Annotated in this window: 1 pseudogene; it reads right to left on the bottom strand. The window is 64.8% G+C overall.

Annotation, left to right across the window (positions count from 1 at the left end):
* A pseudogene (locus O3Q52_RS52955) lies at window positions 1-1,546 on the bottom strand (phage tail protein); the annotation flags it as partial.

Genomic DNA, 1,546 nt, shown 5'->3' on the forward strand with positions numbered 1-1,546 from the left:
CGCAGCGGCGTCGGCCCGCTTGGCCGCCATCGACCCGCCGCGCGGAACGTTCAGCATCGACTCCCACGCCGGCGTCACACTGCGGTTCTTCCGCATGCCGACCGCGAATCCTTCAGCGGTGAAGGAGCCGACTTCCTCCATCACCTTGCTCGGGCTCTTGATGCCGAGCGCCTTCTTGATCGCCTTCTCCATCGACTTGGCGATCTTCATCATTTGCTTCTCGATGGAGTCCTGCTTCTTCTGCAAGCCCTTCACCAGGCCCTCGGCGGCCTTGATCCCGGCGCCGTACATGGCGTCGGCGGTGATCTTTCCTGCCGAGGTCGCGGATGCGGTGATCTGCTTCTGCAGCGCGTTGAGCTTTTTGATCTCGTTCTTGCCGCCGCCGAGGATTGCGGCTGCGGTCTCCATGCCGCCGCCCTCAATTCCGGCCTCGCCGATCTGCGAGATGAGGCTGCCGGACAAGCCCTTCTTCTTGAGGCTGGCGAGCATCCCGGAGAACTGCTTCGAGTTCGCCGCGGAGCCCGTCATCTGGGAGAGCAGCGTGTTGATCGTGACCTGCGAATCCTCCGCGCCGGCCGCCTTGGTGATGTTGGCGCCGGAGAGGATCCCCGACTTCACGGAACTCGACAGTGACGCCGCCGAGTCCTTCAGCTTGTCGAGCTTGTCCTTCGCTTTCTCCAAGCTCTTGTTGACCGACTCCAGGTTCCGCTGGTACTTCCACAGCGGGTTACCCGAGCCGTCCGCGCCGATCGCGCGCAGCGCCTTCGTCTCCGCGCTCCCGTGGCTGGACCTCTTGATCAGGCTCGCCATCTGGTTCATGGTGCCGACCAGGGCGCTGACGCTGTCCGCCTGGGTTGCGCCCTTGATGAACTCGTTGTTCTTGAAGCCCGCGTTCCGGCCGAAGTAGGACAGGGACGTGAACCCGCCCAGTTCCTTGCGTGCCTCCTTCTCCGACTTCGTGACCTTGCCGCCGCGCGCAAAGCCCGGCAGTTGGTTCTTGTTGATCGCCTCAAGCAGCGGCAGGTACTTCTTCGTGGACATCGCATTCACGACGAACTCGGTGTCCGACACCGCACCCCGCGCGCCCGATGCGAACAAGGCGAGGATGCTGTCCGACGTGCCCGTCCCCGGCCCGCGGATCAGCCCGTTCGGGGCGAACTGCACGCTGCCGCCATCCGCGTACCGAGGGGCAAGCCCTCCCGCTGCCCTGCCGGTGATGTCGCGCTGGGAGCGGCCGGACAGGTACTTCGTCTGGTACTCGGTGATGACCCGCGTCGTTTTCTGCGTGAAGTGCTTGATCGTCACGTTGATGGTCTTCGACCTCGGCAGCCTGCCGAGCGCGCCCTGTACGTCCCTGACGCCCTTCAGTGCCTGCCCGTTCTGCGTGGTGATCTTCACCGTGCCGTCCGGCAGCCGCTTCACCTTCAGGCCGAAGCTTTCGAGGATCTCCTCGGCGCCCCTCGACAACGTCTTCAACGTCACCGACTTCGCGCCCGGGGTCCTCTTCACCGCCGCGTTGAACGCGTTGAGCCCGGCCTCGGCGTCC

The sequence above is a fragment of the Streptomyces sp. ActVer genome (assembly GCF_027270795.1).
GTDB classification, from domain to species: Bacteria; Actinomycetota; Actinomycetes; order Streptomycetales; family Streptomycetaceae; genus Streptomyces; species Streptomyces umbrinus_A.